The sequence below is a fragment of the Sorangium sp. So ce321 genome (assembly GCF_051530195.1).
GTDB lineage: Bacteria > Myxococcota_A > Polyangia > Polyangiales > Polyangiaceae > Sorangium.
Window position 1 is genome coordinate 4,501,309 of sequence record NZ_CP150329.1, and the last position, 25,324, is coordinate 4,526,632.

The 25,324-nt window shown below is 72.5% G+C and carries 18 protein-coding genes; 7 read left to right on the top strand and 11 right to left on the bottom strand.

Features of this window, described 5'->3' with window-relative positions; all coding sequences use genetic code 11:
• The first annotated feature begins 193 nt into the window (after window positions 1–193).
• From WME89_RS17230 to WME89_RS17255, 6 genes are all read left to right on the top strand, one after another.
• On the top strand, window positions 194–1,942 hold the full coding sequence (locus tag WME89_RS17230) for a hypothetical protein (protein WP_438010222.1): 1,749 nt from the start codon (window positions 194–196) through the stop codon (window positions 1,940–1,942).
• 44 nt (window positions 1,943–1,986) lie between these two features.
• Window positions 1,987–2,493, top strand: coding sequence for a T3SS (YopN, CesT) and YbjN peptide-binding chaperone 1 (locus WME89_RS17235; RefSeq protein WP_438010223.1), 507 nt, complete (start codon window positions 1,987–1,989; stop codon window positions 2,491–2,493).
• Window positions 2,494–2,753: 260 nt separating this feature from the next.
• Window positions 2,754–3,824, top strand: a complete 1,071-nt coding sequence (locus WME89_RS17240; RefSeq protein ID WP_438010224.1) for a hypothetical protein — start codon at window positions 2,754–2,756, stop codon at window positions 3,822–3,824.
• A gap of 185 nt (window positions 3,825–4,009) precedes the next feature.
• Window positions 4,010–4,912, top strand: coding sequence for a carboxypeptidase regulatory-like domain-containing protein (locus tag WME89_RS17245; RefSeq protein ID WP_438010225.1), 903 nt, complete (start codon window positions 4,010–4,012; stop codon window positions 4,910–4,912).
• Between the two features lie 380 nt (window positions 4,913–5,292).
• Window positions 5,293–6,300 carry a heme o synthase gene (gene cyoE, locus WME89_RS17250; protein ID WP_438011942.1) on the top strand — a complete coding sequence of 336 codons (1,008 nt, stop codon included), beginning with the start codon at window positions 5,293–5,295 and terminating at the stop codon, window positions 6,298–6,300.
• 52 nt (window positions 6,301–6,352) lie between these two features.
• Window positions 6,353–7,072, top strand: a complete 720-nt coding sequence (locus WME89_RS17255; protein ID WP_438010226.1) for an SCO family protein — start codon at window positions 6,353–6,355, stop codon at window positions 7,070–7,072.
• A 73-nt stretch (window positions 7,073–7,145) separates the two neighbouring features.
• On the opposite strand, the gene WME89_RS17260 is transcribed toward WME89_RS17255, so the two are convergent.
• Both WME89_RS17260 and WME89_RS17265 read right to left on the bottom strand, forming a co-directional pair.
• On the bottom strand, window positions 7,146–11,618 hold the full coding sequence (locus tag WME89_RS17260; protein ID WP_438010227.1) for a sigma 54-interacting transcriptional regulator: 4,473 nt from the start codon (window positions 11,616–11,618) through the stop codon (window positions 7,146–7,148).
• Between the two features lie 40 nt (window positions 11,619–11,658).
• Entirely contained in the window at window positions 11,659–12,480 is an 822-nt protein-coding gene (locus WME89_RS17265; RefSeq protein WP_438010228.1) for a DUF3105 domain-containing protein, read from the bottom strand.
• A 57-nt stretch (window positions 12,481–12,537) separates the two neighbouring features.
• Between WME89_RS17265 and WME89_RS17270 the strand changes: the two genes are divergently transcribed.
• Window positions 12,538–13,452: a diguanylate cyclase gene (locus WME89_RS17270; protein ID WP_437626330.1), complete on the top strand. Its 915-nt coding sequence runs from the start codon at window positions 12,538–12,540 to the stop codon at window positions 13,450–13,452.
• A 16-nt stretch (window positions 13,453–13,468) separates the two neighbouring features.
• Here the strand turns inward: WME89_RS17270 and WME89_RS17275 are convergent, their stop codons facing one another.
• From WME89_RS17275 to WME89_RS17315, 9 genes are all read right to left on the bottom strand, one after another.
• Window positions 13,469–14,584: a hypothetical protein gene (locus tag WME89_RS17275; protein WP_438010229.1), complete on the bottom strand. Its 1,116-nt coding sequence runs from the start codon at window positions 14,582–14,584 to the stop codon at window positions 13,469–13,471.
• 77 nt (window positions 14,585–14,661) lie between these two features.
• On the bottom strand, window positions 14,662–14,916 hold the full coding sequence (locus WME89_RS17280) for a hypothetical protein (RefSeq protein WP_020735484.1): 255 nt from the start codon (window positions 14,914–14,916) through the stop codon (window positions 14,662–14,664).
• Between the two features lie 108 nt (window positions 14,917–15,024).
• Window positions 15,025–16,494, bottom strand: a complete 1,470-nt coding sequence (locus WME89_RS17285; RefSeq protein WP_438010230.1) for a cytochrome c3 family protein — start codon at window positions 16,492–16,494, stop codon at window positions 15,025–15,027.
• Window positions 16,495–16,505: 11 nt separating this feature from the next.
• Window positions 16,506–18,104 (bottom strand): hypothetical protein, encoded by a 1,599-nt coding sequence (locus WME89_RS17290; RefSeq protein WP_438010231.1) that lies wholly within the window; start codon window positions 18,102–18,104, stop codon window positions 16,506–16,508.
• Between the two features lie 304 nt (window positions 18,105–18,408).
• The gene (locus WME89_RS17295; RefSeq protein ID WP_438010232.1) at window positions 18,409–19,104 is read right to left on the bottom strand and encodes a HEAT repeat domain-containing protein; all 696 of its coding nucleotides are present in this window, start codon (window positions 19,102–19,104) and stop codon (window positions 18,409–18,411) included.
• A gap of 221 nt (window positions 19,105–19,325) precedes the next feature.
• On the bottom strand, window positions 19,326–20,060 hold the full coding sequence (locus WME89_RS17300; RefSeq protein ID WP_438010233.1) for a hypothetical protein: 735 nt from the start codon (window positions 20,058–20,060) through the stop codon (window positions 19,326–19,328).
• 205 nt (window positions 20,061–20,265) lie between these two features.
• The gene (locus WME89_RS17305; RefSeq protein ID WP_438010234.1) at window positions 20,266–20,961 is read right to left on the bottom strand and encodes an outer membrane beta-barrel domain-containing protein; all 696 of its coding nucleotides are present in this window, start codon (window positions 20,959–20,961) and stop codon (window positions 20,266–20,268) included.
• A 671-nt stretch (window positions 20,962–21,632) separates the two neighbouring features.
• Window positions 21,633–23,000, bottom strand: a complete 1,368-nt coding sequence (gene ftsY, locus WME89_RS17310) for a signal recognition particle-docking protein FtsY (protein ID WP_438010235.1) — start codon at window positions 22,998–23,000, stop codon at window positions 21,633–21,635.
• Between the two features lie 124 nt (window positions 23,001–23,124).
• Window positions 23,125–24,936: a carboxypeptidase regulatory-like domain-containing protein gene (locus WME89_RS17315; RefSeq protein ID WP_438010236.1), complete on the bottom strand. Its 1,812-nt coding sequence runs from the start codon at window positions 24,934–24,936 to the stop codon at window positions 23,125–23,127.
• Window positions 24,937–25,324: the final 388 nt, after the last annotated feature.

The window sequence follows — 25,324 nt, forward strand, 5'->3', positions numbered from 1 at the left end:
CCGACCGTTGCTGTGCTGATCCCCGGATGCTAGGTTCGACCCGCTTCCTGGGTGCGATTGGCGCATCGGCGTACTGTTCGAGCAGGTCGTTCACGCGGAGTCTGGAGGTGCCACCGGTGACCGTCGTTCGCTGCTGTTACGGCTGCGCCACGTCGCGCGGTGCGGCCTCTGCAGCGCGGGGGCGCTGAGCACCATGTCGCGCGAAGCCCACATCCCGCTCGCCCTGTGGATCTGCGCGGCGATCGTGGCGCACATGGCAGGCGGCGGCGGCGCGGTCGAGGTGGCGCAGGTCATCGAGGACCGGGCCCAGCTCCGCCAGATGGTCCACGCGGTGCGGGAGGGCCTGCGGCCGGGCGACATGACGTTCGAGGTGCTGACCGACGGCGTGGCGCCCACGCCGCCGGCCGCCCCGCTCGCACCGCCGGAGCGACCGTCGGACGCCGCGGCGGAAAGCGAGCCGGACAGGACCACGCCGCCCGATCCGCCGAAGCCCGAGCCGGCCAAGGTGGCGAAGGCCCCGCCGCCGAAGCCGGCGCCGACCCGCGAGAAGGCGCCTCCGCCCCCGCCGCCGGAGCCGCCGAAGGAAGAGGTCGTCAAGGTCGTGCCGGTCCAGCCGGCGCCCCCGCCGCCGCCGCTGCCGCCGGCGGATCGTCGGATCGCCGTTCGCCAGCACGTCCAGAAGGACCAGGAGGACAACCCCGAGGCGAACCGGATCGCGGACGACGCCAACAAGGTCGCCGAGGAGACCATGGCGCAGATCCGGTCGAAGGATCAGGACGATCCCGAGCCGACGCCCGGCACCCCGTCGGGCCCGATGGGTCCGAAGGACAAGGTCGGCGACAGCGACCACGATCACAACGGCCACAGCGAGGAGCGGGCTGGCAACGAGAAGCACGCGCCCGGTGAGAAGAACCCCGAGAGCGAGAGCGCGGAGCACCACAGCCCGGCGTCTCCGGCGCAGGCCCCCGCTCGGTCGGCGCCGCCCGCGAGCGTGCCGGGAGCGAGCGGCGGCGGCCGCGTCGCGCAGGCGCCTCCCGCCCTGCCGGCGCCAGAGAAGGGCGCCGCCGGCGGCTCGGGCCCGGCGTCCCCCGAGGTCGTCGACAGCGCGCAAGGCGGCTACACGCTGAACCCGGCGAACCCGGGCGGCGACGGCAAGAGCCGGGTCGCGGGCAAGAAGGCCACGCCGCAGCCCTACCAGAGCCCGGTCCGCGTCGGCTCGATCGGGCTCGGCGCGCCGGGGATCCCCGGCGGGCCCAACCTCAACCTGAACATGGCCGGCGTGCAGGCGGCCGTGGGCAACGAGAAGCTCAGGGCGGAGCGGGCCTCGGACGGCGCGTCCCGCAAGAGCGCGCACCGGGGCTCGTGGGAGACGACGGACAAGTGGAAGAAGTGGCGCGCCGCGATCGAGAACTACGACCCCTCGGTCAAGCCCGGCAACCAGACCTCTCTCAACGCCGCGCGGGTGCCGTTCGCGACGTACATCAACATGATCCACAACCGGCTCCACCCGATCTTCGCGGAGGAGTTCCTGGCGTCGCTCGAGAGCTTGCCCGCCGGGCACGCGTTCAACCAGAACCGGGTGACGCACCTCGAGATCGTGCTGAACAAGGACAACGGCAGCATCGTTCGCCTCGGCGTCACGCGGCCGAGCGGGATGACGGCGTTCGACATCGTCGCGCTGAGCTCGGTGCACCGCGCGTCGCCGTTCGGAAAGGCGCCGGACGCGATCGTGTCGCCGGACGGCAACGTGTACCTGCACTGGGAGTTCCACCGGGATCCGTACGACGCGTGCTCCACCCGCAACGCCCGCCCCTTCCTGCTGAAGACGCCGTCCGATGCCGCCCCGGTCGAGCCGGCGCCGGTGCGCAGGGCGCCGCGGCCGGTGCCGGGCGACGAGAAGACCCTGACGCCGTCCGGACCGCTGCTCCCGCTCCGGCGGTAGGTCCCGGCTCTGCATCGGGACCGCGGCGATGTATCCTCGGCGTCATGCCGAAGGATTCCGACGCGGCCGTTCAAGTGACCAACGCGCGCATCGAGGCGGCGCTCGCGGATTCACCGGCGTTCACCCGGGTCGAGCCGCAGTTCTACGTCGTCCGCCAGGGGACGGCGTACGTTTACCTCCATGTCCTGTCGTGGGCGCCGGATCGCGCGCTCGTGCGGCTCGTCGCGCAGCTCGCCCGCGGCGTCGAGATGACGCCGGATCTCGCGATGAAGCTGCTCCGCCTGAACGCGCGCATCCGCTTCGGCGCGTTCGGCTACGTCGCGCAGGGCTCGTGTGTGGTCATCGTTCACACGCTCCTCGGCGGCGAGACGCTCGACGCCGAGGAGCTCCTGGTCGCCCTCCGGGATCTGTCGGTGCTCGCGGACGAGTACGACGATCGCATCGTCGAGGAGGCCGGCGGCCAGCGGATGCAGGACCTGATCGACGCCTCGGCCACCGCCGCGGTGTTCACCGATCTCGACCCCGTCCCCCGCGCCTGGGACAAGGGCTGAGCGACGGGCGCTCTTCTTCAATGCTCCTCAACATCGATCTTCCCCCCGACGGCTCTCCACCCCGCGACGGCTCTCCTTCTCCCGAAGGCCCTCCTCTCCCCGAAGAAGGCCGTCCTCCCTCTGCCGCGCCGGACCCCGCTGCCTCACCTGGCCGCGCCGCCGCGTCGGACCCCGCTGCCTCACCTGGCCGCGAGGAGGGAAGCGACGCTCCGCCCGCCGAGCAGCGGTCCTCCGCCGCCGGGCGGCCCCCGCTCGCCGGCATGGCCGTGCTCTCGCCGATCCGGGCGCTCGCCGTGCTCGCCCTGCTCGCGATGGTCCTCGGCCGCATGCTCGCGCCCGCGATGGTCGGCCTGGCGGTGGGCATCGAGCGCGCCGCCCACACGGTCGAGCTCGCGGGCGCCGGCGCATCGCAGCTCTTCGCGATCGGCGCCATCGTGATGGCGATGGCGCTGATCAGCGCGGTCGTGCGGAGCCGCGTGCCCTACGCGCTGCGGATCGCCGCGATCGTCGCGGGGAGCTTCGTGATCCTCGTCGTCCTGCACGCGACGGTGCAGCGCGTGCCCGATCTCTCCGCCGCGCTCATCGGCGTGAGCGCGGCGATCCTCGCGCTCGGCAGCGCCTGGGAGGCGCTCCGCGTCCCGTTCATGCGGCCGGTCGCGGCCGCGCTCGGGCTCGTCGGCGCTTCGGCGCTCGTGCGGCTCACCGGCGTCCTCCTGGCCGTCTGGGCGAACGAGCGCGGCTCGAAGGCGCTCGCCGGCGCGACGAGCTCGGTCGCGACCGCCGCGTTCGCGCTCGACGCGCTCGCCGTGCTCGTCGGAACGGTCGCGCTCGGCGCGGGCCGCGAGGCGCGGCCGCGCGACGCCGACCGGCAGGGGCCGCGCCTCGTGAGCCCGCTCTCGCTCGCGGCGCTCGCCTCGGCGCTGCTCGCCACGCGGGCGGCGCTCGCGGGCGCCGCGGACGACGCGTCGATGGTCGAGACGCTCTTCCGCCGCGCGCTCGACCGGCTGCTCACCCGCCCCGCGCCGGTGGTGCCGCTGTCGATGCAGCTCTTCGCCGCCGCGCTCTCGGTGGTCGTCGTCGCGCTTGCCCTCATCGCCCCGCCCCGGCTGCCGGCGCTGGGCGGCGCGCTGGCGCTGCTGCTCGTCGCGCGCAGCGCCCCCGAGGTGCCCCTCGGCGCGCTCTCGCTGGTGATCGCCGCCCTCTGCGTCGCGCTCGCCTCGCGGGACGAGCGCGGGTTCTGGGCGGCCGTGCTCGCGACCGAGCGCGAGCGCACCTCGACCGCGCTCCCGGGCGCCGGGAAACCGGACCCCACCGGGGGCGCGTCAGGTTGACGCGAGCGACGACACTCGTTAAGCACGCCCTCGCTGCGCGGAAGATCAGCGCGCGGCGTTCCACCTGCTGCCCGCCGCCTGAATGACGTGGGGGCCGTCCGGTCCCGCCGGTCCTCATCCATGCAGGCCCGGCGGGGCGCGACCCGGGCTCGCCGTAGCGCGCCTCGGGCCCGGGAGAGTCATCCATGCACGCTCGCGATCTCGTCTCGCTCTCCGCCCTCGCGCTTGCCGCGTTGACGCTCGGCGTCGGGTGTCCCGAGGAGCCCTCGCGGTCCACGGGCGCTGCGGCCACGACGGGCACGACGCCGGCTGCCTCGGCCGAGAAGCCAGGCGCGGCGTCGCAGGCGCCGCAGGCCACGGGACAGGTGGAGGCGCCGCAGGCCACGGGACAGGCGGCGGCGCCGCCAACGCCCGAAGGCAAGGGGACGATCAAGGGGGTGGTCAAGTTCACCGGCAAGCCGGTCGAGATGAAGGTCCCGACCGCGCGCAAGGACGCCCCGTTCTGCCAGGACAAGGAAGTCGCGTACAACGCTGTCCTCGTCAACGACGGCAAGCTCAAGGACACCTTCGTGCGCATCGCGGTCGGGGGCGTGCAGGGCAGCTGGAAGGCGCCTGACACGCACGCGGTGGTCGACCAGAAGGACTGCATGTATGAGCCGCGCATCCAGGGCGTGGTCTCCGACCAGCAGGTCGACATCAAGAACAGCGACCGGACGCTGCACAACGTGCACACCTACAAGGGCTCTGAGACGCTGTTCAACCAGGCGCAGCCGAGGGGCGGCGACCCGCTCACGAAGACGTGGAAGGACGGCATCATCAAGCTCACCTGCGACATCCACCCGTGGATGCGCGGCTTTGTCGTGGTGACGGATCACCCGTTCTTCGCCGTGAGCGGCGATGACGGCTCCTTCACGATCGAGAAGGTCCCTGCCGGCAAGTACAAGCTCGAGGCGTGGCACCCGCGCTATGGCCTGAAGACGGCCGAGGTCTCGGTCGCCGACGAAAAGCCCGCCCAGGTCACGTTCACGTACGCCGGCACCGAGCCTGAGCCGGCGGAGAACAAGGACGAGCTCAAGGGCCTTTGGTGAGGAGGCACCCGGCGCGCAGGGCGCGCGCGGCGGCGCCCGAGGCCGCTCGGCTGACGCGCGGAGCGAGCGGGGCAGGCGAACGGCCCGCTCCGGATCTCGCCTGCTGCAGGCGCGCGCTGTGGCGCCGCGCGCGCCGCGACCGTTGCCGAACGCTGTTTCTTCCCCTATCGCAGTCAAGCGCGAACAACTGACGATCTCGACTCCCCGAGCCGCGTTGCGCGCGCTAGTCTCCCGGCCCAGATGTTGTTCAACCCTGCCACCCGCGCTCCGACGATGATGTCGTTTTCCGACCTGGCTACCCGGCGTACAGACGTCTTCGGAGGTGTCGCGCTGGCGCTGGGCGCTCGCGCCGGACACGGCGGCGAGGTGCGCGCGTGACCATGAGCGTCGAGCAGGCCGCCGAGCGGGCCCCGGTCCCTTACGTTCGCCAGGCCGAGCCGTCCGCGAGCGACGGCGATGACGACGGCGCGCTCCCCACGAGCGCGCGCCCGCTGCTCAAGGTAGCGGCCGATCTGGTGAGCCTCACCAAGCCGCGCGTCACGCGAATGGTGGTCGCCACGATGCTCGGCGGCATGTGGGTCGCGAGCCGCTATCTCCGCTCCGGGCTGGCCGGAGAGGCCGCGATCGAGCGCGCGGCGGTTCCGGCGACACAGATCCTCCTGGCGCTGCTCGGGACGGTCCTCGTCGTGTCGGGCGCCAATGTGCTCAACATGTACATCGAGCGCGATACGGATCTCCTGATGGCGCGGACGCGGAACCGCCCCTTGCCGGCGCGGCGCCTCGCGCCCGAGATCGCGCTCTGGTTCGGGATCGCGCTCTCGGCCGCCTCGATTCCGCTGCTGTTCGTGTGGGTGAACGCGACGACGGCCGCCCTCGCCGCGCTGGCGCTGCTCAGCTACGTGCTCGTCTACACCCCGCTCAAGCGCCGGACGACGCTCGCGCTGCCGATCGGGGCGATCCCGGGCGCCATCCCCCCGCTGCTCGGGTGGACGAGCATCACCGGTCGCATCGACGCGCCCGGCTTCCTGCTCTTTGCGGTCATGTTCATCTGGCAGATCCCGCATTTCCTGGCGATCGCGACGTTCCGTCGCGAGGAGTACCAGCGCGCCGGGCTCAAGGTGCTGCCCATCGAGAAGGGAGAGCGCACAACGCGGCTCCACATCGTCGGCTACCTCGCGCTGCTCGTGTTTGCCTCGGTGCTCTTCGTGCCGCTCGGCGTCGGAGGTCCTGTCTACCTCGGCGCCGCGATCGTCCTCGGCGGCGCCTTCTTCGGTCTCGGCGCCCGCGGCCTCCTGGCGGGGGCCGGCGATCGCTGGGCCCGCAAGGTCTTCATCGCCTCCATGGTGTATCTGGTGCTCCTGTTCGCCGCGCTGATGATCGGCGCGTGAGCCGCGCCCGCCGGCTTGACTCGCCCGGTACCGGATCCTAAGCCATCGTCCGATGGCGTCCATCGAGCCGATGCGCCCAGCGAACGGCGCCCTCCCTGCTGCGGAGCCGAACGGCCCGCTGCTCCCGTCCGATCGCGGTCGCGCGCCGAGGCCCCGGAGCGGGGCGCGCGTCGCCAGGCCGCTCCTCTGGATCGCGCTCGTCTCGCTCATCGGGCTCATCGCGCTCTTCTTCGTGGGCCGCGCGGTCCGCAGCCACGCCGCGGAGCCGCCCTCGATCCGCATCCCTCTGCCGGCCTTCGCGCTGACCGATCAGCGGGGCCAGCGGTTCGGTCTGGAGCAGCTCCGGGGCCGCGTCTGGATCGCCGATTTCATCTTCACGACCTGCCCGACCGTCTGTCCCAAGCTCACGGAGCGCATGCGGGAGATCGAGCTCCGGAGCCGCGACCTCGGCGGCGCGCTGCACCTCCTGACGTTCACCGTCGACCCGGAGAACGACACGCCGGAGGTGCTCGCGGCCTATGCTGCGTCGCAGAGGCTCCCGCTCGAGCGCTGGACGCTCCTCACAGGCCCCCTCGATCAGATCGAGTCGACGATCCTCAAGGGCTTCAAGATCGCGATGGGCAAGAAGGAATCGAGCCCCGGCATCTTCAGCATCTTCCATGGCGAGCGCCTCGTGCTGGTCGACCAGGAGGGCGTGATCCGCGGCTACTACGAGGCGAACGACGAGGGGATCTCCGCGATCCTGCGCGACGCCGGTGCCCTCGTGAAGTAGCGGGGCACGCCCGGAGGCCCGTCGAGCGTCGCCCTTACGCGTCGCCCTTACGCGTCGCCCTTACGCGTCGCCCTTACGCGTCGATCGAGAGCCGCTTGATCATCTTCTGCAGTCCGAACCTGGACAGGCCCAGCAGCTTGGCGGCCTGCGTCTGGTTCCCGCGCGTGCGCTCGAGCGCCTCGCGCACGAGCTCCGTCTCCAGCGCGTCGATGCGCGCCCGGACGTTGAGGCCGAGCTCGCCGGGCGCCGCGCCGCCGCCGCCGCGCGCGATGTCCGGCGACAGGTGCTCTCGATCGATGGTCCCATCGCAGAGCACGAGCGCCCGTCGGATCTCGTTCTCCAGCTGGCGCACGTTGCCCGGCCACCCGTGAGCAGAGAGCCGATCCATGGCCCCGCGCGTGACGCGGATCGGGCCGCGGCTGTGCTTGGAGACGAGGTGCTGGACGATGAGCGGCACGTCCGTCGCCCGTTCGCGCAGCGGGGGCACCCGGATCGTGATGATGTTCAGCCGGTAGAGCAGGTCCTCGCGGAACACGCGGGCGCGGACGAGCGCCTCCAGATCGCGGTGCGTCGCGGCGATGACGCGCACGTCGACCTTGCGCGCCCGCTCCGAGCCGAGCGGCCGCACGAGGCCGTCCTCGAGGACGCGCAGCAGCTTCGTCTGCATGCCGAGGCTCATCTCGCCGATCTCGTCGAGGAACAGCGTGCCCCGATCCGCCACCTCGAAGAGCCCGGCGCGCGGCCGCTCCGCGCCCGTGAACGCGCCGCGCACGTGACCGAAGAGCGCCGACTCGAGGAGCCCCTCCGGGATCGCGCCGCAGTTCTCCGTCACGAACGGGTGCGCCGCGCGCGGGCCGTTCTGGTGGATGGCCCGCGCCACGAGCTCCTTGCCGCTGCCGGACTCGCCGCTGATGAGCACCGGCACCTCGGAGGCGGTCACGCGATCGACGAGGCGCAGCATCGCGCGGACAGGCTCGCTCTCGCCGACGATGGCGTCGTACCTGTAGCGCGTGTCCCGGCCGCCGCGCGCCCTGGCGAGCTCGAGCGCCGCCGCGTCGAGCTCGGCCTCGCGCCGCGAGAGCTCGTCGGCGAGCCGCGACGAGGCGCGCTCCGCGCGGCGGGCGGCGCGGCGCAGCTCGACCTGCGCGCGCGCGTCTGCGATCGCGAGCGCCGCGACCGACGCGATGGCGCGCGCCCACCGGAGCTCCTGCGCGCCGAACGCGCCGCGCCGCACGCGGTCGTCGAGGTAGACGACGCCGAGCGCCTCGCCGCGCGCGATGAGCGGCACCGCGAGCACGCTCCGTAGCTTCAGCGCGTGCACGCTGCGGTGCACGCTCGGCAGCTCCCCCGCCGCGTCGACGGCGATGACCGGCTCGCGCGCCTCCAGGGCGCGGCGCGCGAGCGTCTGCGACAGCTCGAGCTGCTCCGCGCCGAGCTGGGAGCGCGCCAGATTGCGCGCCGCGCGCGGGACGAGGCGCCCGTTCGGAGCGGGCAGGAGCAAGAGCCCCCGCTCGACGCCCGTCCAGAGCACGAGCGCGTCGACGACCCGGTCGAGCAGCGGCGCCAGCCGCTCGCGCTCTCCGAGCGCGCTGACGAGCGCCTCGAGATCGCGCGCCTGCTCGGGCCCGAAGCCGCTCTCCGGCAGCGCCCGCGCGCGCGCGACCCACGGCAGCGACCGGACCGCGCCCGAGAGCTCCGGCGCGGCGGGCGAGGCGGCGGAGGCGCCGGCCGAGCCCGCGTCGGCGTTGCGCCTGCAGAGCTCGCGCGCGGCCTCGGCGAGCGCCGCGAGCACCCGGTGCGCGACGTCCGTCTGCCCTGTCCTCACCGCGAGCGCGTGCGCCGCGGCGAGCGCCGGGCCGCGCGACGCGATCGGCGCGCGGGCACCCGCGAGCGCGGCGAGCGCGGCGAGCGCGCGATCGCGGACGCCGCCTTCTTCCGCCGGTCGCGCCGCGCCGCCCGGCCCGTCGCCCGCGGCGATCGCGTCGCCGACATGGTCCGCGGCGGTCGCGCCGCCGTCGCCCGCCGCGAGCGAGCGCGCCGCGCGCGCGCCCCACCAGTCGAGCCGCGCGGCCGCCGCGATCTCCGGGCTGCTCGCGAGCTCGTCGAGCTCGTCGACGCGGGCGCGATCGAGCTCGCCCGCGCCGTGGCGCAGCAGCCGCGCCGCCGCCCGGAGCGCGTCCTCCGCGGGGCCGCCCGCGAGGAGCGCCGCGGCCCGCGCCGCCGCCGCGCGCGCGTCCTCGTGCGACCCGAGCTCCGCGCTCGCGGCGCCTTCTCCGCGCGCGGCGGCCACGTCCGCGATCGCCCAGAGCGCGTAGGCCTCCGCCCTCGTGTCCCCTGCATCGCGGGCCCGCGCGATGGCGTCCTCGGCCATCCGGCAGGTCTCGTGCGCGAGGCCCGCGGTCGCGTAGGCCGCCGCGCACGCGAGCAGCGCGCGCGCCCCCTGCGCTGGCCGGCCGAGGTGCTCCCAGAGCAGCGCCGCGCGGGTCGAGGTCGCGATCGCGCCGCCGAGATCGCCGAGGTCCACCGCCGCCGCGGCCTCGCCGGTCCGGTAGGTCGCCTCCTCCACCACGGCCCCGGCGCGCACGGCGTAGTCCACCGCGGCGCTGAACGACGCGTGCGCGCGCTCCGGATCGCTCACGTGCCACGCGTAGCCGCGCACCGCCGCCATCCTCGCGAGCTCCTCGACGGAGCTCGCGAGCGCCTCGCCGCGCGCCACCTCGGCCAGCGCCCGCGCCGTGTCGCCGCGCAGCACCGCGATCAGCGCGCGCACCTCGCAGAGCGGCGCGGTGGCCGCCTCCCCGGCGAGCGCCTCGGCGGCGCCCAGCGACCCCGCGTCGATCGCGATGCGCGCGAGCACCGCGGCCGCGCGCCCGTCCGGGTCCGCGTCGGCGTCGATGGCGGCGCGGGCGCGCTCCTCGGCGAGGGCGCGATCCCCGGCGCGCCGCAGCACCTCCGCGGCGAGCGGCGCCGCCTCCTTCGCGTCGCGCACGCACGCGCGCAGCACCAGGCTCCGCGCGCGCCCGAGATCGCCGTGCAGCCGGAGCGCGTTGGCCGCGGCGACGACCAGGCAGGCGGGGGCGTCGTCGCGCTGCTCGATCGCCTCGAGCGCGAGCGGATCCGGCGGCACCCGCGCGATCGCGAGCGCGAGCTCCGCCGCCTCTGCCGCGCCGATGCGCTCCGCCCCGAGGGCGCCTGCCGCGGCGACGCCGTCCCTCGCCGCCGCTGTGCTCCGGCGCCGCGCGCCGTCCCCGAGCGCGGCCGCCTCGACGTCCGCGAACGTCCACGCCCGCGGCGGGATCCGCCGCGCCAGGGCCACGAGCGCGTCCGCGAGCGCGCGCTCCGGCGCCGACGCGATGATCCCCATCGGCCACGCCGCGGCGCTCGTCCCCACGAGCGCGGTGAGCCACCGCGCGACGCGGTCCGGGCCGAGCCGCCCGAGCCGCTGCGCCTCGCCCGGCGGTGAGCCCGCGCGCGCCGCGCCGCCCTCCGCGCCGGCGAGCGCGCGCGCTCGCTGCACCACCGCGAACGCCTCCGCGAGCCATGACGCTACGTCGTCGCGCACCCCGAGCGCGGTCTCGAGCTCGTGCCGGCGCAGGCGCAGGTACGCCGCGCGCACGCGCCGCGCGTCGCGGTCCTGCCGGTCGCGCTCCGCGCCGGGCGCCCCGGAGCGCCGCCCGGCGGACGGATGGCGCGCCTGCTGCGCGCCGGTGAGGGCGGCGCGGGCCGACTCGGTGACCCACGCCGACGACGGGCGCGCCGCGGGGCTGGGCGACAGCAGGGCCCTGCAGATCGCGTCGAGAGCCGCCCCTGCCGCGCTCTCGATCGCCACCGCGGCGCGCGCCGCGCCGATGGGGTCGGCCGCGGCCGCCACGCCGGGGAGGGCGATCTCGGTGAGCAGCGTCCCCAGCGCGAGCAGATCCCTCGCTCGCGCGTCTCCGAGCTCCGCGTCGGCGCGCGCGATGTACCGGAGCGTCGCCCCTTCGACGGAGGTCTCGTGGATCGAGCAGGCGAGCCCCAGATCGATCATCCCGATCCGCCCCTCCGGCGTCAGGATCAGGTTCTCCGGCTTGAGATCGCCGTGCGCCAGGCCGATGCCGTGGAGGTCGCCGAGCGCCTCGCCCGCGTCGCGCGCGACGGCGAGCGCGAGCGCCGCGCGCTCGCCTGGCGGCACCCCGCGCACGGCCTCGGCCACGGCCCGCCCCTCCATCCAGCGCATCGCCACGAACGCGCGCCCCTCCTCGCCGGGGGCGCCCTCCACGCGCGCGGCGCCGGCCCGCGCCGAGAGCCAGCCGACGTCGACGAGCTCTGGCAGCCGCGGCGAGAGCGCCAGGGCGGCGTGCAGCGCCTCGCGGGCCAGGGCCCGCCGCACCGCGGCGCGCTGTTCCCGGGACGCGCCGCGGTCGCGCCGCTCGATCTTGAGCGCCACCACGCCGCCGCGCTCCTGGTCGGCGGCCTTCCAGACCTCGGCCGACCCGCCGGAGCCCGCGAGCTCCAGCAGCCGGAAGCGATCTGCCAACCGAGGTGTCAGGGTTGACGATCCGAGCATCCCTGGATGCTCCTGGCCCGCGAGCCACCTGTCAACCCGGTTACGGTCCCTGGGGGCCGCCGCCGGCCCCGCCGCCGCCGGCCCCGCCGCCGCCGGCCCCGCCGCCGCCGGCCCCTCCGGCGTCGGGCGCGGCTGGCCCGCCGCCATCCGGCAGCCCGCCCGCGCAGCTCGGCGCGCCGCCGTCGGGCCGGTCGACGTCGACGGCCCCCGCGTTGCTGCACGTGTCCTCCGGGCCCTGGGCGTAGTGGTCCGCTGCGAACCGCGCGAGCGACGCCTTGTCGAGGCACGTCGCCGTGTACGTGGCGCCCCAGGCGGCGGCGGCGACCGGGGTGTCCAGCGCGCCGTCGGGCGTGATCACGACGCGCGCCTCCGGCCCTCCGGGCAGCATGAGGCACCGCGGGTCGGAGGCCGCCTCGGCGCGCACCTCCGCGAGCGTCGCCTTTATCTCCGCGCAGCCGGTCGAGGGGCACCGGTAGGCGAGGACGATCGCGCCGTGCTCGAGGTTGTGCACGTAGAGCTCCCGCGGGACCTCCGCCTCGTACCCCTTGTACTCGGCCCACAACGCCCAGTGATCGCCGCCGCTCGGTGGGTTGGTCGCGTACTGGACGGGCGTGCACGCGGGCACGTGCCGCGCGGCGGTCACGCCGATCCCCGTCCGGATGACGACCTTGCACTCGGCTTCGCCCGGGAGCGGCGGGGCGTCCGGGAAGAGGGTGACAGTCTCGGGCGACCCCGGTGAGGTCGAGGCGTCGTGCTCGTCGGGCGGGGGAGCGCTCTGACCACACCCGCACAAGGGTGCGGCGAGCACGGCAGCCGCCGCCGTGACAGTCCCGTACATCCGCGCGAAACCGCCGCGTTTCATGGCCGCAGGCTACCATGTCCGACGCGCGACGCGCGTTGCCCTGGAACGCCGGCTCTGGTGTACTTCTCCTCCAGCGTGGCGAAGCAAGAGAACGATCATCGGCAGACGCTCGTCACCTGCACCTCGATCGCGCCCCCCGCGCTCCCGGTGGAGCCTGGCACCGCGTGCCTGGTCGTGATCTACGGCACGGAGCTCGGGCGCCGGATCGCGCTCGGCACCGGGGCGATCGAGTGCGGGCGCGCGATACAGACCGATATCCCGCTCGACGACGAGGCGGTGAGCCGCCGTCATGCGCGCATCTCCTGGACGGGGATGAACTACGTAGTCCGAGATCTCGGCTCGACCAATGGCACCTACGTGAACGACGTCTCCGTCGACGAGCGCGCGCTCAAGGACGGTGACCAGGTCAAGATCGGCCGGACGATCTTCAAGTTCATCCAGGGGGGGAACGTAGAGCTCTCGTACCACGAAGAGATCTACCGCCTGATGACCTTCGACGGGCTGACGCAGGTCCACAACAAGCGCTCCTTCGAGGTGGCGCTCGAGCGAGAGGTGTCGCGGGCCTGCCGCTACCATCGCCACCTCTCGCTCATCATGTTCGACATCGATCATTTCAAGAGCATCAACGACACGCGCGGGCACCTCACGGGCGACGCGGTGCTCCGCCAGATGGCCGCGCTCGCCGCCGCGAACGTCCGCCGCGATGACGTCCTCGCGCGCGTCGGCGGGGAGGAGTTCGCGCTGCTCGTCCCGGAGATCGCCGTCGAGAGCGCGCGCCACGTCGCCGAGAAGCTGCGCACGATCGTCGCGAGCACGCCGTTCCGCTTCGACGAGGGAGAGATCGCCGTCACCGCGAGCTTCGGCGTCGCCGGCATCACGCCGGACGCGCCGGTCTCGCCGATGGAGCTCTATCGCCGCGCCGACGAGCGGCTCTACCACGCGAAGAAGGGCGGGCGGAATCGCGTGATGTGACGGCGCGCCGGCGCCCTCACGGGGCCGGCGTGGAGCAGTCGCGCGGCACGGCGCCGGCGAGGATCCACGCGGACAGGATGTCGAACCCATCCACGTACATCGTGAGGGACGGATCGCCCGGCTGCTCGGGGAAGAACCTGAACGCGGGGCCCGACTCCGGGGGCGGCATCGGCATCCCCATCACGAACGCGGCGCGCAGCCGCTCGGTCTCCTCGCGGAGCTGCTCGGCCGCCGCGCCGGTCAACGAGGGGTCGATCGCGCTCTCTCCGACGATGATCTTGTAGAGCAGGTAGCTGTTGCCCGGGTTGTTCGGGTCGATGAGCGGCATGGCCCTGCCGAAGCGCTCCGGGGTCTGCTCCGCCACGTACGCCTGCTCGCCCATCTGGGTCTGGTGCGCGGCGTGCCCGATCGCGGTCTCGTAGAGCGGCTCGACCTGGTTGAACAGCGGCGCTCCCACGTTCAGGTTCAGCCCCGCGGCCTGGTTCCCTTGGATGTGGCAGCCCACGCAGGTGAAGAGGAGCATCGCCGCGCCCTTCACGCAGGTGCCGCACAGGGGGTCGTCCGGGCACATCGCCGCGACGCACTCGAGGTCTCGCTGGCAGTAGAAGTCGCCGCTCGGCAGCCTGAACTCCGGCAGCGCCTGGGGCGGGTTCGTCGCCGCGACGGTGAACTCGATGCGCACGTTGTCGCGCAGCGGCGCGCCGTCGAACGCGCGGACGCCGGACGGCGCCGACTCGTCCGCCGGCCTGAGGACCGTGAGCGCATACCGGAGCCCCGGGACGAGCCCCGGCATGCCCTCGACCTGGCGGAGGATCACCTCCCGCTGGACGGGGTTGTACGTCGCCGAGAGGGGGATCGGGTTGACGCAGTCCGCCTGCGTCTTGACCTGCGTGGCCAGGTCCCCCGAGAGGCACACGAAGTCGGGGCCGACCGCCGCGGCGTCCACGGAGCCGGGCAGCAGGAAGCGGTCGAACTTCAGCACGATGCTCGCGGTCGACAGCACCTGGGTGGCGCCGCTCGGGTCGAGCGCGGTTCGGATGGGCTGGTAGTTCTGGTCGAGGCTGGTCGTGGCCCGCGCCTCGATCAGGTTCACCGGAGGGGCGTCGACCGGCTGGTACGAGGCCTCGCCCACATCGCAGCCCGCCGTCGGGAGGGCTGCGATGAGGCAGAAGGGGAGGGGAGCAAGGCGCGCCGCGCGGGCCGACCTGCTCAGCTTTCGGCGTAGAGCGAGAGCTGCTCGCGCACGACCTTCTCGTTCACCCCGCTCTGAATGTGCTCCTTGAGACAGTCGGCCAGCGTGATCAGCATGTCGTCGACCCCTTTCTCCTCGATGAGCTTCGACAAAAGTTGCCGTGCCTCCCGTCCGTCGTCCTCGCGGAGGAAGCCCCGCACTGTCTCCAGCGTGATTTCCCCCTGGAAATCGAGATAGAGGTTGTCGATCAGGTACTTGATCAGCTCCTTCACGCCCGTTCTCCTTGGCGTTCGCGGCGATCGTTAGGGAAGCCGCGCGCACCTCGCTATACCCGTCGCCGGAAGGCCAGGGCAAGGAATATACTGACCGATTTTGACTTTTCATTGGCAACGCTGCAGGAACGTGTCGCTCGACTGATGGCACACGAGGCAGGGGCGCGGGTTCCGGGAGAACGCCGTCTTGCACTTGCTCTCGAACCCGAGCGGATGCGGGTTCAGCCCCTGCCCGCCTGACATCCCCCGGGTCGCGTGGCAAGTCGCGCAGTCCCGCTCGGTGTGGCAGGAAACGCACGCATTCAGGTTTCGCTCTGCTTCCCAGGCGTGGTGCTTCGCGCTCCGCGGCGCGGTGGTCCACTCCGCCGGCGGCGGGTGGAAGCGGCGCCCTGCGGGTCGCGTGGCGCTCGGCGCGTCGCGCGCCACGCCCGTCCGCCGGTGGCAGTCTGCACAGAACGTCTGCTCCTGATGGCAGCTCACGCAGCGCGGATTGTCCTGTCGGGCCGCCTGCGCGTGCATCGAGAGGAAGTCGTTCGGGTGCACGTCGCGTGGACGGACCTTCCCGTCATGGCAGTCGGTGCAGTAGTTCGCGCTGTGGCACGTCCCGCAGAAGGCACTGTCGTTCGCGGCGATCTGCTTGTGACGCTCGAGCCAGTCGGGGGTGTGCCCCGCGTTGTGCAGCCACCGGGGAGGCAGCAGATCGCCCGTGGCGAACGTCGTCACGAGCCGCCCGTCGGGGCGCGTCAGGTGGCAGACGTCGCAGTCGCTCTTCGCGTCGCCCTGGGCCGCGCCGCTCATGTTGTGGCACGTGAAGCAGCCCGCCATGCGCGGCAACTGCTCGCGCGTGGCGAGCTCGAGCCGATCGACCCGGCCATGGCACTGGCTGCACTTGATGTTCCGGCCCACGTGCTTCTGGTGCGGGAAGCGGAGGTTCGCGTGCGGCAGGACGAGCGGCGCCACCTTTCCGCCGCTGCCCGCGTTCTCCCCGATGTGGCAGTAGACGCACTGCCCGTTCTCGTTCGTCCCCGCCTTCACCTGGGTGAGGTCGGAGTGATCGACGTCGTGGCAGTTGTCGCAGGTCTCGCCGGGCCTCGGCAGCAGCCGGTCCGACACCGCGTTGCTCGCGTAGGCCGCCGCGTGGCACGACTTGCACGTCTGCTTGAGCCCCTTGACGTGCTTCTTGTGGTTGAAGCGGATCGTCAGCGTCTGCGGCGGGTAGATCTCGTCGCTCGGGACCGGCGTCGCGCTCGTCCCTGGCGGCATCCACGCGAGCGGCACCTCGGCGTCGCCGGGCATCGGGTGGAGGCCCGACGTGTACCCGCCGCGCGGCGGCTTCGCGCCCGCCTCGCCCTCGCCAGCCTCGGCGTCGCCCTCCTCGGCGTCGCCCTCCTCGGCGTCGTCCGCCGTTGCCGCGCTGTCGCCCTCGGCCGCCGCTGGCGACTTCGGCTGCGCGGACGCCTCGGGGCCCACGATCGCGAGCGCCAGCGCGCCCAGGCACGCGACGATCGCGACCCACCCCGGCACGAACCGCGCCTCGTCCCGCCGCGCGCCGCGCCGGCTTTCCTGTGCTGCGTCCATACGATCCTCGCTCACGGCGCCACCCGCAGGTTCACGAGGCCGACGACCCGGAAGCGCTGGCCTACCAGCCGGTTCATGTCGTGCTCCCACTCGAGCTTGAAATCCGCGACCTCGCCCGGGCGGTACCCGGCCCCGAGGACATACCCGAACGACGTCGCGCCGCGGTCAGGTCTCAGAGGATCCTCCCAGTTGTACAGCGACACCCGCGCTCCGAGCGCGTAGCGCTGCCCGTGCAGCCGCTTCTCCCCCGACAGATCGCCGCCGGTCCGGCGCCCGCGCTCCCCGGTCTGCAGCATCCCGCGGAGCTCGACCGTCGACGTGCGCGTGCGGTAACGCCCCGCGAGGTTCGCGAGCACGTCGGTCGTGATCGTCGCGGCGCGGTTCGCCTCGTCGCGCGCGAAGTCCTTGAGATCGCTGTCGCTCGACGGATCGAGCACGGTCGTCCCCAGGCAATCGCGCTGGAGGTCTGCGGTCTCGCACTGATCGGCGCCGAACTCCTCCGGGTTCCCCTCGGCGGTCCACATCCGCGTGCCGCCCCAGGCCGCGAGATCCACCTCCCGGGTGATGTCGACCGCCACGCGGCCCGTGATCGTGGTGATCGGAGCGTGGGTGAACCAGTTCCAGATCGAGTCGGCGTCGAACGTGGGAACGAAGTAGTCGATGTCCGCGCCCAGCGTGACGCGGCTGCCCGCGTACACCTCCAGGCCGCCGTAGAACGAGCCGACGAGCTGGTTGTAGAGGTCGTACGTCACGCCGCCCTTGATCCCGCCGAGATCCGCCTTGTTGACGTCGGCGGCGTACCCGAGCCGCTCCTGCGAGATGCGCGACCCGTCGGTCGTCCGGACGCCTCCGTCCTGATCCGGAAACTGCTGGGTGATCGAGCTCCCGAGGTTGTAGACGCGCCGGTAGGTCAGCCGGCCGTGGAGGAAGCTCGGACCGGCGCTCTCCAGCGCGACGCCGAACGCCGGGGCCAGAGCGGCCTCCTGGTACGACGGGAAGTCGGCGGGGCTGTCGGGCTGCGTCCGGTCGCTGCCGAAGCCGCGGCGGCTGCCCCGCCAGACCCCCTGCCGCTCGTAGCGCGACGTCGAGAGCGGCAGGCCGCCGCGCTGCTCGAGCCCGCCGTACGCCTCGAGCTGGACGTAATAGGGGGTCGTCAGCCGGACGAGCGCGCCGTCGAACGACCACCAACCGAGCACGTCGCTCACGTACTGTCGGCCCACCCGGAAGCCGAGCCAGCCGCTGGCGACGTTCCGGCCCTCGACATACGCGTACATCAGGTCGAGCGGCGCCTCGTGGAGCCCCGGGATGAACCTGGAGCCGCCCGCGACGCTGTAGTCGGTCTCGCCGCCCTGCTGCGCGCCCTCGAGGTGACCGTTCAACCCGAAGTCCGCGTCGAGCCGGAGCCGCAGGGTCGCCGAGTAGTCGGCCTCGCCTGGGGCCGAGTCGCCCTGGAGGTTGTAGACGGCGAGCCCCAGCGTCTGCAGGAGACGGCGTCGCTCGATGTTCGTGTTCCCCCAGGGGCTCGCGACCTCGTAAGCCTGGAAGCCGGTGGTCGACTCGACCTCGAAGTCGGCCGCGGCTGCCCCGCGCGGGGCGAGCGCGCAGGGCAACAGGCAGGCGGCCGCAAGCGCGCGTGAAAGCGAGACGCTCCGCGCTCTTCGTTGGGGCGTTCCTGGCCGCGTCCTGCCGGAGCAGGAGCGCAGCTCACGGCGTCGTGACGGGAGCTCCGCCATCGACGAGCGGTGCTCAGTCACGGAATCTGCGCTCGCTTTCCTCTTGTGCGGGCCGGTCTGGGCGGCCTTCGCTCACAGCAGCCGCGGAGGGCTGGACAAGCATGGCGAGGAGTTTCGTCCACGCCCGGCGATGCTGTCAACCCGATCGCAGGACGAGCAGCTCTGTCGCAAAAGCGCGCTCTCAGCCGTATCCAGCGCCCTTCCGGAGCTTGCCGTCCGGGCCGACGCTGAAGCCGTTCGAGTCCTGGAGCGCCTGGTTCGCGCCGCTCCGCAGATCGGCCGGCACCGTCCAGCCCCGGCCCATCAGCCCCTCGGCCACCTTGTTCTTCACCCGGACCGACTCCTCGGTGGCGAGCATCTTGACCAGCGCTGGCGTGCTCACCTCATCGCCCTGGGAAAAGATGGTCTGCACGGCGTGGAACCGGACCGTCTCGTTGACGTCCTCGAGGAACCGCTCCACCGCGATCCGGACATCGTCGCCCTTGATGTCGCCCAGCGCGACGATGACCTGCTGCTTCGGCTCGGTGTTGCGCGCGTACTCCGTGTCGAACCGGTCGAGCAGGCGGACGAGCTCGGTGCGGTAGTCGGCCTCGTCGAGCAGCTCGCGCAGGATCTTGAGCGGCCAGGTGAGCGCCTCGGCCTTGAGGCAGAACTCGACCACGGCCGGCACCGCGTCCCTGCCGGCGTCCACGACCCCCCGGAACGCCAGATCTTTCTCTTCCTGATCGGTGATCGAGGGGTCGATCGAGAACGTGAAGCGCCGGAGGAGCGCCGCCGCGGCGTCGGCGCTCTTCATCGCGGCGAGCGACTGGATGGCGTCGAGGCGGTCGTACGTCTGCGCCCGCTTGTCTGCGACGACCTTCGCCAGACCGGCCACCTTCTTGTCGGAGGAGGCGCTTCCGGAGGGGGGATTGCTTTTGCGGAGAAAATCGAAAATGCCCAACGCTGACCTCTGGTGGCTGTCCCGCCGCCGCGGTCCGAGCCGACCGGCGATCGCCGCCGCTGTCCACGGCGGGGGTCGAGCCCCCGGCACGTGGCGCGCCTCGCCCGGGTCGCCCCGGACGAGCCGGCTCGGTCGCACCGAGCCGGCGCAGCCGTCTACTCCGTCGTCTTGATGGCGGTGGGGAATTGAACGCTCAAGCTCACGGTGACCATGCTGGTGAAGTGGAACTCGCGATCCTTGTCGTCCACCTTGTTGTCGGGGAACGCCTCATCCGTGCCGAGACCGTGGTTGTCGAAGCCGGAAGTATTCCACGCGAACGGCAGGGCGCGCCACTCCGCGCCGAAGCCGAGGAAGTCCGACGGGTAGAAGTTCAGGCCGAGGCCGAACGTCGGCGCGAAGGCCACGCGGCTATCGAGCCCGAAGGTGTTCGCGCAGTTCGTGGTGCACACCTTGCGCTCCTTGACCCCGACGGCCGCATACCCCGCGAAGAAGTTCACGTCGGTGTCCACGAAGAGCTCGGCGAACAGCGCCAGCTTGCCGCGGAAGGGCACGAACGTGAGCTGGGGGGCCGCGACCCACTGGATCTGGGCGAGCTGATCCTCCGTGAGCTTGCCCCGCGTCAGGTTGACCCTGGTCAGCTGGCACTCCTTGGTGAACGACCGGTTCGAGCAGTCGCGCGCGTCGATCGCCACGCGCTGGAGCTCGTCCGTCAGCCCGGTGTTGTACTGGAACCCGTAGCCGCCCCAGGCGCCGATGCCTAACCAGTCCGTGAGGTGGTAGGTGAGGCGCATCCCCGGCATGATCGTCCGCCGGTACTCGTCCAGCAGCGTGAACGATGCGCCAGGAGCGACCTCGAACCGCCCGTCGCGGTGGAGCCGGAGCTTCCGCACGGCGGGCGCGCCGGCCAGAGGGCCCGTAAGCTGAATCTCCTGCGCCTCAGCGGGCGCAGCCGTCATCAGAAGTGCACAGCCGGTAAGCCCTGCCACCATGGTGCAGAGACTCTGGACGAATCGACGCATCATGCCTGTCCCCGTCTTTGGCTGAATCATCCCATGTCTCGCGCTAGGCGTCCGCGCGTCCCCACGTCCAAAGGCCTCACTTCGGCAGCCGGTATTCCCAGGAGAACGGCAGGAAGACCGAGAATCCGACCTGCGCCTGCACGTTGTTGGTGAAGCTGTTCCCCTCGGCGAGCCACGTGCCCTTGTCCTGCGGTCTGTCCTTGTTGACGCTGGGGTTCTCGAGCTCGTCGAAGAAGATGTAGTCGCTGACCTCGGCCATCGCCGCGAACCAGCGGTTGAAGAAGATGCGGAGGCCGCCGCCGACGTGGAAGGAGAGCTTCGGCTTCCAGTCGAAGGAGCGGTTGTCCGGATCGACGACGGCGATGGGCCGCGTCGAGATCGCGCCGACACCGCCGAGCACGTAGAAGTCGTAGTGGAAGATGAAGTCGCTGAACCCTGCGAACTTGCCGTACGCGGGGACGTACGTGAAGTTCGCATTCGCGTTCCACTGATACTCGGTGATCGGCTCGCCGATACGCGCCGCCCTGCTCGTCTGGAAGTTGAAGTCCGACGGCGTGTTGAGGCCGGCATACCAGTTGCCGTTGACCCCGATCGCGAGGACGTTGGTGAGGTACCAGTTGATCGCGAGCCCGGGGCCGTTGTGACCGACGAACTGGTCGTTCATGGTCAGCCCGAAGTACGGGTTCACCTCGAAGCGGTGATAGCGCAGCGCGTAGATCTGCTGCACCGCGTAGGTCTCTGGGTTGAGATCCTTCGCCGCTTCCTTGTTCAAGTCGATCGTAGGACAAGCCGAAGGGTCGATCTTACAGATGTCCCCAAGCCCCGCCTCGTCGCCGCCGCCCTCGGCTGGAGCCTCTGGGGCCTCCGCCGGCTCCGTGCCCTCGGCAGGAGTCTCTGGCTCGTCGAGGTTAATTTCCTTGGGTTGCTCCTTTGGCTGAGCCGACGCCGTGAGCGGCACCGCGACCAGCGCAGCCGCAACGAGAAGCCCCACGCGAGCCTGGTTCATCGCCATCCCTTCCGAAGTCCGTGCGATGCGAGCGATCGATCTCGAACGCCCAGGTAGAACAGCTTCCTAACTACTCGAAATGATTGATTAATTCGGTCAACCGCCAAGCCCGACGGACTATATCACGCCGAAAATCAAAGGATCAACAACCAAATCCTTTTGCCATGGACGACCGGGCGAGCCGCCAGACCGCGCACCTGGCGGACTCGCGCGACGGCCGATGGACTGCAGAATCACCGCGTGCCCGGATCTGCCGGTGTGCGTGCTCTGGGGGGGCATGATGGTGGCGGCTCCTGACGGTTCAGCGGCGCGAGCGCGATGGTCCGCGGGCCCGGATCATCGCCCGTTTCTTTGACCGATGTCGAGGAAAGTGATTGGGAGGTGAGGTCGAGATCGCTCGTCGCCGGGCAGCGCGCGGGCTGCCTGACGCGCGCGCGTCAGGCAGCCGCGTCCTCGGAGCCGCTGGCGCGGCCGAGCATCGCCTCGACGAACTCGTCGGGCTCGAACTCGCGGAGGTCCTCGGCGCGCTCGCCGATTCCGACGTAGCGGACCGGCAGCCCGTGCTCGGCGCAGATGCCGAGGATGACGCCGCCCTTGGCGGTGCCGTCGAGCTTCGTCAGCACGATGCCGGTGATCGGCAGCGCCTCCTTGAAGAGCGCGGCCTGCTGCATGGCGTTCTGTCCGTTCGTGGCGTCGAGCACCAGCAGCGTCTCGTGGGGCGCGCCCTCGAGCGCCTTGTTCATGGTGCGCGCGACCCGGGCCAGCTCCTCCATGAGGTTCGTCTTCGTGTGCAGCCGGCCCGCGGTGTCGGCGAGCACCACGTCGGCGCCGGTGTCCTTCGCCTTCTGGATCGCGTCGAAGATCACCGCGCCAGGGTTCGCTCCGTCCTTGCCGCGCACGACCTCGCAGCCGACGCGCTTGCCCCAGACGTTGAGCTGCTGCACCGCCGCCGCGCGGAACGTGTCGCCCGCGGCGAGCACCACCGTCTTGCCCTCCGCCTTGAGCTGCGTCGCGAGCTTGCCGATCGTGGTCGTCTTGCCCACGCCGTTCACGCCGACCACCATCACCACGGTCGGCTGCGTCTTCAGAGAGAGCCCGCCGCCGGCGCCGACGCGCAGGATCCGCTTCGCGTGCTCGCGCAGCGCGTCCCAGACCTTGTCCGTGTCGGCGAGCTCGTTCCTGCTGAGCGCCGAGCGGATCTCGTCGAGGAGCAGCTCTGTCGTCTTCACGCCGACGTCGGAGGTGAGCAGCACTTCCTCGATCTGCTCGACGACGTTGGGATCGATCTCCTTCTTGCCGGCGAACAGGGCCTTGAGCCGGCCGAAGAACCCCTCGCTCTCGCGCACCTTCGTGAGGCCCCTGCGGAGGCCCTCGATGTCGCGCTTGCGCGCGCCCGGGGGCGTCGTCTCGCGCGCGGGCCTCGCGGGCGCCTTTACAACCGGCGGCTCGACCACGGGCGCGGGGGGAGCTTCCTCGACCACGGGCGCCGCCGTCTCGGCGGCGGGCGGCACGACGGGCACCTCGACGGGGAAGGGCGCCTCCACGGGCGGCTCCTCCCGCGGCGCGGGCTGCTTCGCCTTCGCCGGAGGCTCTTCCTCCGCCAGAGGCTTCTTCGGGGCGCGCGGCTTGTCTGCCGGCTTATCGGTCGGCTTGTCGGCCGGCTTGTCGGTGGGCTGCTTCCCCTTCTCCGGGAGCTTCTTCGGTTCGGGGCGCGCTTCGATCTCGGGTGGCGGCGCCTTCTTCGTGACGAAGTAGACGATCGCCGCCACCACGACGAGGCCGACGATAATTAGGGCGATTTCCACGTTGGCGTTCTCCGGCGAGGGAGCCGACTATATGGGACGTACCCCATACGTCAACGTGCGCTCGCGCGGGCGCCCGATCCGGCCATCGAAACTGCAGGCCGGCGCGGCGGGGCGGCCGCCCCGCTCAGGGGGCGAGCTGTGAGATGCCCGGCTTCGGCTCCGACGCGCCGAGGTCCTGCTCCACCCGCTCGTCGACGGGATCGGGCCCGAAGGCGGCGTGCTCGATGCGGCTCGCCCAGAGCTCCACCTCGTGCTGCTGGGCCCTGCTCGCCGCGCGGCGCACATGCCCGGGCGTCGGCTCCGGCGGGCCCTCGAACGGGGCGCCCTGCCGCCGCGCCCAGCGGACGAGGCGATCGAGCACGGCGCGGCGGCGCGTGACCAGCGCGATCCCCAGCTTGCTCGGCGCCGGGAGCGCCTGCTCGTAGCTGCTGTGCGTCGGCGCGCGGACCACGAGCTTCGCGTCGCTCCGGTACGGCGCGTCGATCGCGAACTCGCCGACGTCGTCGGTCAGCGCGCGCGCGACGACGCCGCTGCCCTCGAACGCGGGCACGACGATCGTGAGCTCCGCCTGCGCGATCGGCGTGCCGTCGTGCGCGTCGGAGACCGCGCCGCGCCAGCCCGTCGCGTCCTCGAGCGGCCCCATGATCCGCACGCCCGCGCGCCCGGGCGGCGCGGCCGGCTTCTCGTCGCTCGCGCGCTCCACGGCGCGCTTCGGGGCCCGACGCCAGCCGCCGAGCACCCAGCCCGCGATCGCGAGGACGGCCGCGCCGAGCGCGATCTGCCGCCACACCCCGGGGCCCGCGACGGGAACGTCGATCGCGAGCTCCGCGCCGGGGATCCACCACGGCGCGGCGGGCACGTAGCGGAGCGTGATCGGCACGGTCCCCTCGCGCTCCGCCGTGAACGCGGCGATGACGCGCGCCTTGCCGGAGCTCACGGGGGCGGCCCCGACGGGCTCGCCCGCGCGCAGCGCCTCGACCACGCCGCCCTCGACCGGGCCGCGGCTCGAACGCACGTCGACGTCGATCGGCACGCCGTCCTCCGCGCGCGCCGGCTCGACGGGGTGGGGGAGCGCGAGCGTCACCTGCGCGTACCGCACGACACCCTCGCTGACGCTCGCCTTCGCGAGCTGGTCGTTCCCGTCGAAGCGCGCGCGCAGCACGCCCTGCCCGGCGCCGTCGAGGCCCTCCGTCGCGAGCTCGAACCGCGCGCGTCCGTCGCCGCCCGTCAGCGCCTCCGCGAGCTTCGCGCCGCGCTCGTCCTCGAGCGCGACCGTGAGCCGCTCGCGCTCGAACGGTGCGCTGCCCAGGAGCGCGCCGCTGCGATCGATCCGGAGCGCGACGGTGACGTTGACGGTCGGTCGATCCAGGTCGACCGCGTCCACCGGCGGATCGAACCGGAGCGTCACCGGCGCGAGCGGCGCGGCGTGCGTCTCGATCGGGATCTTCACCTCGACCGGCTCGTAGAGCTTCCCCCCCGCGAAGCGGATGCGCAGCGTCGCGTCGGCGAGGGGCGCGCGGCCCCGGAGGCAGAACCCGCCCCGCTCGTCCGTCGCGATCACGTACCCGCCCTGGGACGCGCGGTGCTCGCGGACGCGGTCCGCGCCGTCGGCGGCGCACGCCTCCGCCGGCGGCAGGTCCACGGGCGCGCCGCTGCGCGTGATCCCCTCGATGGCGAGGGGCGCCTCCGCGACGGCGCTCCGCGCGTCGTCGACGACGCTGCCGCGCACGACGAACCCGTCGGGCTCGGTCCACGCGACGGCGTCGATCTGCGCGCTCCCCCGCACATGGATGCGGAGCGGCGCACCTCGCGTCTGCGCGTGCGCGGACAGCGCCGTGGCGAGCGCGGTCGTCGCGAGGATCGCCCCCGGCCAGCGCCGCATCACGCCGCGCACCCCGCGAAACCCTCTGGCGAGCCTCTCGTCATGATCGCGCATTATTCGTCACGCGGGCGGAGCCCGGGCAAGGGGAAGCAGCGCAGCCGCGGCGCTGCGCTCGCGCTCGCCTGGCCGCGCGGCCGGTGAGGGCGAGCGCGGACGTAAGCGGACGTGAGCGGACGTGCACTCGAGAGCGTGGGCGTGGCGTCGAGGTCGACGTCGACGTCGCGTCGATAAGTGGATGATGATGTCGTGTTCGCGCCGGGCCCAACATGCTTCAGGCCTTGAAGCGCCGCGGGCAGGGCGCGTCAAACCGTTCAGTCCGGCGGCAGCGAGGAGCGAGCGAATGCAAGGCAAAAGTGCGAGCGTGTGCGCACCAGATTTTGGGTCTGGATCCGATCATCCGATCGCCCCGGCGGCGGGCCCCTCGTGTATCGTCGGAAGTGGA